The sequence below is a fragment of the Amycolatopsis rhizosphaerae genome (assembly GCF_007713715.1).
GTDB classification, from domain to species: domain Bacteria; phylum Actinomycetota; class Actinomycetes; order Mycobacteriales; family Pseudonocardiaceae; genus Amycolatopsis_E; species Amycolatopsis_E rhizosphaerae.
This window is the reverse complement of sequence record NZ_VJWX01000369.1, coordinates 1-7,323: the sequence shown is the minus strand read 5'-3', so window position 1 is coordinate 7,323 and position 7,323 is coordinate 1. Positions and strand designations below refer to the sequence as shown.

Below are 7,323 nucleotides of genomic sequence, written 5' to 3'. Positions count from 1 at the left end.
GGACACAACCTTGCAAGGACCGGACTTTGCCGGGGCCCTGGCAAATTGGGCCGTGAGGGGGTCCCTCACGGCCCTGGCCCAGGGCCGGGGCCGGGGCTCGGGCTATTTCCCGAAACCGGCGGTGAGCCCGGCGACGAGGTACCGGCGCCCCAGGATGTACAGCGCGAGCACGGGGATCGTGGACAGCACCACGGCGGCCAGCACCGCCGGGATGTTCACCCGGAACTGCCCCTGGAACGCCCACAACGCCATCGGCAGCACACGCTGGTCCGAGCTCTGCGTGAGGATCAGCGGGAACAGGAAGCCGTTCCACACGTTCAGCCCGTCGTACACGGCCACGGTCACCACGGCGGGCCGGACCAGCGGCAGCACCAGGCTCCACAGCATCCGCCAGTGCCCCGCCCCGTCCACCCGCATCGACTCGAACAGTTCGTTCGGCACGTCGCGCAGGAAGTTGGCCAGGATGACCACCGACAGCGGGATCGCGAACGCCACCGACGGCAGCACGACGGCCAGGAGGGTGTCGTACAGATGTGCCCGCGTGATCAGGTAGAAGACGGGGATGATGGTGGCCTGCAGGGGAATCGCCAGCCCCAGCAGGAACGCGTTGTAGGTGGCCCCGGCGAACCGGGTCCGGCCGCGCACCACGTAGTAGGCGGCCATCAGCGACACCGCGACCGTGATCACCACCGTGCTTGCCGTGACTATGACGGTGTTGGTGAAGTAGCGCAGGAAATCGTTGCGCAGCACCAGCGCGTAGTTGCCGAGGGTCGGGTCCGCGGGAAGCGACAACGGGTTGGCGTCGAAGAACCCGCGTTGGCGGCGCAGGCTCGTGATCACCACGTAGTACACGGGCACGATCACGACGAGCAGCCAGAGGAAACCGGCGAAGCCGCCGAGGAGGTTCGGCCGGGTCCGCACCTTCGTGGCCATCACGAACCCTCCAGTTGACTGCCCCGGGAGAAGCGGGCGAGCCGCGCCAGTACCAGCGACAGGGCCAGCCCGGCGACCACCAGCAGCACCGCGAGCGTGCTCGCACGGCCCATGTCGTTGTTGGAGAAGCCGTTGAGGTACATGTCCAGCGGCAGGAACCGGGTCGCGTTGCCCGGCCCTCCCCCGGTGAGCACGAAGACCAGATCGAAGTAGGTCAGCGAGCCCACCAGCATCAGCGTCGAGGAGGTGAGGATCGTGTAGCGCAACTGCGGCAGCGTGATGTGGAAGAACTGCCGCACCGCGCCGGCACCGTCGAGCTGCGCGGCCTCGTACAGCTGCGCCGGGATCTGGCGCACCCCGGCCTGGTAGAGCAGCGTGTGGAAGGGGACGAACTGCCAGCCGATCACGAAGATCACCACGAACAGCGCCAGCGCCGGATCGCCGAGCCAGTCCCGGGACAGCGCGGCGATGCCGAACGCCCGGCTCATCCCGAAGTTGGGGTCCAGCAACGCCTTGAACGCGATCGCGATCGCGGCGGAAGACAGCAGGAGCGGCAGGAAGTACAGCACGCCCAGCACGGCGCGGTAGCGGCTCCGGCCCGCCACCAGTACACCGAGCAGCAGCGAGACCGGGGTCTGGAACAGCCAGCTGAACACCATCACCTGCACGCTCAGCCAGATCGCGTGGTAGGTCGCGGGGTCGGTCAGCGCGGCCCCCCAGTTGCCGAACCCGATCCAGGACGGATCGGCGACACCGTCCCAGCGCATCAGGCTCAGCACCACCACCCCGCCAAGGGGCAGCAGCGCGAAGACGGAAAAGAACACCAGTGCGGGCACGGCCATCAGCGGATGGGGCCCGGCGCGGTGGGTGACCGCGCCGGGGGACACCCGCCCCACGGCCCGCTCGGTGGCGACTGCCTGGGCCTGCATGCTCACTTGCCGATCGTCGCGTTCATGGCCGTGGAGAACTGCTCGGGCGTGATCTGCTTGCCGAACAGCTGGTCGAGATTGGTCAGCAGCGCGTCCGCCTGGCCGGGCGAGAGCGCCTGGTCCCAGGAGAGCTGGAAGTTCGGGGCATTGCGGGCCAGTCCGTACACATAGGACAGATACTGCGGGTCCTCCGCCTTGGCCAGTTTCGCTTCGATCCCGTTCACGGGCGGGACGGAACCACCGGCCAGCAGGCTGTCGACGTAGGTGTCGTTCATGACGCCCTCACGCAGGTACTTGACCGCTGCCTGCTTCTGCGCGTCACTGGCCTGCGCCGAGACCGACCAGAAGTTCGCCGGGTTGCCCACGATGTCGGCCGCGGCGCCCTTGCCGCCGGAAACGGAGGGGAAGCTCGTCCAGCCCAGTTTGCCGCTCGCGAACTCGGGATCCGCCTGCTTGATCGTGGGGAAGGCCCACGAACCCATCAGGTACATCGCGGCCTTGCCGGTGTAGAGCAGCGCGGTGTCGGCGTTGCTGTCGGTGCTGATCGAGTCGAAGCCCTTGACGAAGCCGCCCGCGTCCACCAGCTGCTGGATCATCGTGTTGGCCCGCACGACCGCCGGATCGGACCACGCGCCCGGTTTGTTCGCCGCGATCGCGGTGAACACCTCCGGCCCGCCGATGCGGTCGACGAGGTACTCCTCCCACATCAGCTGCGGCCACTTGCTCTGCCCGCCGAGGGAGAACGGGGCGATCCCGGCCTGGTTGAACCGCGGTACCAGCGCCATCAGCTCGTCCCATGTGGACGGCGGCTGCGCGCCGATCCGCGCGAACAGATCCTTGTTGTAGAACAGGAAGACCGGTTGCATGCTGTTGTTCGGTACCGCGTAGGTCTTGCCGCCGATCACGCCGGTCGCGGCCACCGAGGGCAGGTACCGGCTGGTCAGCGCCGGATCCTTCTGCACCTCCGGGGTCAGGTCCATGACCTTCCCGGCGTCCACCCATGACCTGAGCATCCCGCCGTTGCCCCAGCTGAAGATGAGGGTGGGGGCCTGGCCCGCGCCGACGGCGGAGCGGATCTTCTGCTTGTAGGCGTCGTTGCCGAAGAACTGGCCGTCGATGCCCGCGGTGCCGAACGAGGTGCGGAACACCTGCTCGTCGCCGCCGGTGAGGGCCCAGGCGGTGGCCTTGCCGCCGGGGCCGGCGGGCCCGCTGGAGCCGCAGGCCGTGGTGAAAGTGAGCAGCGCGGCCAGCCCGGCCGCGAGCAACGCCGTCCGGCGAGTTCCCAGTGCCATGATGCGCCTTCCCCGTCGAAGGTTCGAAAAGTTTCGAAAACACTGCGGTGTGGCACGGAATCTAAGGTAGTGTCCACCCAGCGTCAAGGGATTCTTTTTGCGCTGCACCCGAGTTAAAGTGTCTCGAAATTTTGCGATAGGAGAAGTCGTGCCGACAGCTTCCGGAAAGCGGGCGACACTGGCGATGGTGGCCGACGCCGCCGGGGTGTCCCTCGCGACCGTGTCGAAGGTGCTCAACGGCCGGTCCGACGTCGCCGCGGACACCCGTGTGCGGGTGGAGAACGTCCTGCGCGAATTCGGCTACGTACCGCAGAACGGCCGTCGTACCGTCGCCTCCCGGCGCCTGGCCGACATCGTCTTCGACGACCTGGTCAGCCCGTACGCGCTGGAGGTGCTGCGCGGCGTGACGGACGCGGGCACCGAACTCGGCGTGGACGTGGTGATCGGCCGGATGCCCGAGGCGGGCGCCGAACCGTCCGGCCCGCTGTCCCCCGAGGACGCCTGGGCCCAGCGGATCAAGAGCGGTGACCGGGAAGGGCTCATCGTCGTCACCTCGGAACTGACCCTGGCCCAGGTCGAAAGCTTCGCGCGCGCCGGGCTTCCGCTGGTGGTCATCGACCCGCTCAACCTGCCCCGCGTCGAGGTCACCAGCGTCGGGGCGACGAACTTCTCGGGCGGCATCACCGCGACCGAACACCTGCTGGGACTGGGCCATCGCCGCGTCGCCTTCGCGGGAGGCCCGGTGGGGGCCTCGTGCAGCCAGGCCCGCCTGCACGGTTACCGGGCGGCGCTGGAGAACGCCGGTGCCACCGCCGATCCCGCTCTCGTCCTCCACGGCGGCTTCGGCTACCAGGACGGCCTCGAAATGGGAAACCGCTTGCTGGCACGGGAAAACCGGCCGACCGCGATCTTCGCGGCGAGCGATGCCACCGCGCTGGGCGTGCTGGAGGCGGCGCGGCGGCGCGGGCTGCGCGTGCCCGAGGACCTGAGCGTGGTCGGCTTCGACGACACGATGCTCGCCCGGCTCGCCACGCCCGCGCTGACCGTGATCCGCCAGCCGCTGCACGACATGGGCCGCGTCGCCCTGCGCACGCTGCTCAAGCTGATCGCCGGGGAAACCCTGGACTCCCACCACGTCGAGCTCGCCACCCACCTGGTCGTGCGCGACTCGACCGGTCCCGTACCCGACCACTCCCGACAAGGAGCATGATGAGCCGCTGGCATGACCCGTCCCTGTCCGCGGGCGAGCGCGCGCGGGCGCTGCTGGCCGAGATGACCCTCGAGGAGAAGATCGCGCAACTGGGCAGCGCGTGGCCGGGCAACGACGACGTCAGCGGGAACGTGGCCCCGATGCAGGACGTGTTCGCCCGGGGCGCGGTGCCCTTCGAGCAGGCCCGTGCGCACGGGATCGGCCATCTGACCAGGATTTTCGGCACCGCTCCCGTCACCGCGGCCGAAGGGGTGGCCCGGGTGCGCGGGCTCCAGCGGGAAATCGTCGAGGAGACCAGGCTCGGCGTGCCCGCGATCGTGCACGAGGAATGCCTCACCGGGTTCACCACCCTCGGCGCCACCGTCTACCCGGCCGCACTGGCCTGGGCGGCGACCTTCGATCCCGATCTGGTGGAGCGGATGGCGACCGCGATCGCCGAGGACATGCGCGCGGTCGGTGTGCACCAGGGGCTTTCGCCGGTACTGGACGTGGTTCGCGACTACCGGTGGGGCCGGGTCGAGGAAACGCTGGGTGAAGATCCCTACCTGGTCTCGATGCTGGGCACCGCCTACGTGCGCGGGTTGGAGAAGACCGGTGTCATCGCGACGCTCAAGCATTTCGCCGGGTACTCCGCCTCGCGGGCCGCGCGCAACCACGCGCCGGTTTCGATCGGCCCGCGCGAGCTGCGCGACGTCGTCCTGCCGCCGTTCGAACTGGCCGTGCGCGACGGTGGCGCGCGGTCGGTGATGAACGCCTACGTCGACCTCGACGGGGTTCCCGCCGCCGCGAACACCGCGTTGCTGACCGGGATCCTGAGGGAGGAATGGGGCTTCGACGGGGTCGTGGTCTCCGACTACTGGGCGATCCCGTTCCTCAAAAGCATGCACCGGATTGCCGACGGGGTGGGCGAAGCCGGGGCGCTGGCGCTGGCCGCGGGCATCGACGTCGAACTGCCGGACACCCTCTGCTACGGCAAGGAACTCACCGAACTCGTGCGCGGCGGCGACCTGCCCGAAGAGCTGGTCGACCGGGCGGCCCTGCGCCTGCTGCGGCAGAAGGCCGAGCTGGGACTGCTGGACGCCGGCTGGGCGCCCTCCGCCGAGCCGATCGATCTCGACTCACCCCGCAATCGCGCCCTCGCCGGGGAGATCGCGGAGAAGTCCGTCGTCCTGCTGGCCAACGACGGCACGCTTCCCCTGTCCACCACCAGGATCGCGGTGATCGGGCCCTGCGCCGACGACCCGCTCGCCTTCATGGGGTGCTACTCCTACCCGAACCACGTCCTGCCCCGTCACCCCGGGTTCGGCATCGGCGTGGCGGCACCGTCGCTTGTGGACGCTCTTCGCGAGGAGTTCCCGTCGGCCCTGCTCGCCGTCCACAAGGGATGCTCCATCCGGGACGAGGACCGCTCGGGATTCGCCGAGGCGGTCGCCGCGGCCGAAGCGGCCGACGTCTGCGTCGCCGTGGTGGGCGACCGCGCGGGCCTGTTCGGCCTGGGTACCTCCGGCGAAGGCTGCGACGCCGAGGACCTGGGCCTGCCCGGTGTCCAGGACGAACTGCTCGAAGCGCTGCTCGCCTCCGCCACCCCGGTCGTGATCGTCGTCGTCTCGGGCAGGCCCTACGCCTTGGGCCGCCACGCCCACCGGGCCGCCGCTCTCGTGCAGGCCTTCATGCCGGGCGAGGAGGGCGGGGGCGCGCTGGCGGGCGTGCTGTCCGGACGGATCGCGCCTTCGGGCCGCCTGCCGGTGCAGATCCCGCGCGTGGCCGGGGTCGCGCCGAGCACCTACCTCACCCCGCCGCTGGGCCGCAACAGCGAGGGCATCAGCAACCTCGACCCGACACCGTTGTTCCCGTTCGGGCACGGTCTGTCCTACACGACCTTCGAGTACTCCGGGCTCGAACTGAGCGCGGACGAAATCCCCACCGACGGGCAGCTGTCCGTTTCGGTCACCGTGCGCAACACGGGCGAGCGCGCCGCCGAGGAGACCGTGCAGCTGTACCTGCACGACGTCCAGGCGCAGGTGACCCGGCCGGTGCTGGAGCTGGCCGGGTTCGCGCGGGTGCCGCTGGCGGCGGGAGCCGCCGCCCGTGTCAGGTTCACCCTGCACGCCGACCGCACCAGCTTCACCGGCCTGGACCTGCGCCGCATCGTGGAACCCGGCCGGATCGAGGTGTTCGCCGGGCATTCGGCCGCCGACCTGCCGTGCACCGCCGAGTTCCGGCTGACCGGCCCCGTCCGCGCCGTGGGGCACGACCGGGTCATGACCACCCCGGTCGAGATCGCCCCGGCCTGATCCCCTCGCGCAGGCGTCGGCCGTGAAGGGTCCCTTCACAGCCGATTTGACCGTGAAGGGACCCTTCACGGCTCGCCCCGGCCCCTCACGGCACAGGACGGTTGGGCTGTTCAGGGTAATTCCGGTCGAGTCGGCCCGGAAAAGGGGAAAGCGCTGGTTGGCTGTCGGTGTCCGAGCGCGAAGACACAGCGCGAAGACACAGCGCGAAGACACAGCGCGAAGGCAGACGGCGAAGGCGGTGGACATGGGCGGCCCGGTGGGGTCCGGCGGTGACGCGGCGGCGGGTGTGGATCGCTGGGTGGCGGAGGCGAAGGCCAAGGCGCAGCGGTACCAGGCGATGCAGGCGGCGGTGGCCGGGGTGTCGGTGACGGAGTCGTCGAAGGACGGCGTGGTCACGGTGACGGTGGATTCGGCGGGGAACCTGTCGGATCTGCGGATCACGGACCGGGTGCGGGAGCTTCCGGGTGCCCAGGTGGCCTCGCTGGTGCTGACGACGGTGCGGCGCGCGCAGGCGCGGCTGCCGGAGCGGCTGGGCGAGGTGATGGCCGAGACGATCGGTGACGACACCAGGACCAGGGACACCATCGTCGGCAACTACCGGGCGAAGTTCCCGGAGCCGGAACCGGACCCGGAGGAGGCGGCGCCGCCTACGAACCAGGTACGGG

General features: G+C 69.9%; 6 protein-coding genes. 3 read left to right on the top strand and 3 right to left on the bottom strand.

Translation table 11 applies throughout. The features are described from left to right. Window positions 1-102: 102 nt before the first annotated feature. From FNH05_RS27625 to FNH05_RS27615, 3 genes are read right to left on the bottom strand one after another with little or no spacing between them, the layout of a single operon-like run. Window positions 103-933, bottom strand: a complete 831-nt coding sequence (locus FNH05_RS27625) for a carbohydrate ABC transporter permease (protein WP_144591753.1) — start codon at window positions 931-933, stop codon at window positions 103-105. Then, window positions 933-1,862 (bottom strand): carbohydrate ABC transporter permease, encoded by a 930-nt coding sequence (locus tag FNH05_RS27620; protein WP_144591751.1) that lies wholly within the window; start codon window positions 1,860-1,862, stop codon window positions 933-935. Before FNH05_RS27620 ends, FNH05_RS27625 begins: the two co-directional genes overlap by 1 nt. Before the next feature lie 2 nt (window positions 1,863-1,864). Next, a complete protein-coding gene (locus FNH05_RS27615; protein WP_144591750.1) occupies window positions 1,865-3,154 on the bottom strand; it encodes an extracellular solute-binding protein in 1,290 nt (429 codons plus the stop codon). 184 nt (window positions 3,155-3,338) lie between these two features. Between FNH05_RS27615 and FNH05_RS27610 the strand changes: the two genes are divergently transcribed. From FNH05_RS27610 to FNH05_RS27600, 3 genes are all read left to right on the top strand, one after another. Beyond that, window positions 3,339-4,364, top strand: a complete 1,026-nt coding sequence (locus tag FNH05_RS27610) for a LacI family DNA-binding transcriptional regulator (protein ID WP_186382766.1) — start codon at window positions 3,339-3,341, stop codon at window positions 4,362-4,364. Further along, the gene (locus FNH05_RS27605) at window positions 4,364-6,658 is read left to right on the top strand and encodes a beta-xylosidase/alpha-l-arabinosidase (protein WP_425458497.1); all 2,295 of its coding nucleotides are present in this window, start codon (window positions 4,364-4,366) and stop codon (window positions 6,656-6,658) included. Before FNH05_RS27610 ends, FNH05_RS27605 begins: the two co-directional genes overlap by 1 nt. Window positions 6,659-6,902: 244 nt before the next feature. Continuing rightward, window positions 6,903-7,323 (top strand): YbaB/EbfC family nucleoid-associated protein (locus FNH05_RS27600; RefSeq protein ID WP_144591745.1); only part of this gene is annotated, 421 nt, incomplete at its 3' end.

Coding starts and splice junctions, on each gene's coding strand:
- FNH05_RS27615 (WP_144591750.1), bottom strand. CDS start 3,154: ATGGCACTGGGAACTCGCCGGACGGCGTTGCTCGCGGCCGGGCTGGCC.
- FNH05_RS27625 (WP_144591753.1), bottom strand. CDS start 933: ATGGCCACGAAGGTGCGGACCCGGCCGAACCTCCTCGGCGGCTTCGCC.
- FNH05_RS27620 (WP_144591751.1), bottom strand. CDS start 1,862: ATGCAGGCCCAGGCAGTCGCCACCGAGCGGGCCGTGGGGCGGGTGTCC.
- FNH05_RS27605 (WP_425458497.1), top strand. CDS start 4,364: ATGAGCCGCTGGCATGACCCGTCCCTGTCCGCGGGCGAGCGCGCGCGG.
- FNH05_RS27610 (WP_186382766.1), top strand. CDS start 3,339: ATGGTGGCCGACGCCGCCGGGGTGTCCCTCGCGACCGTGTCGAAGGTG.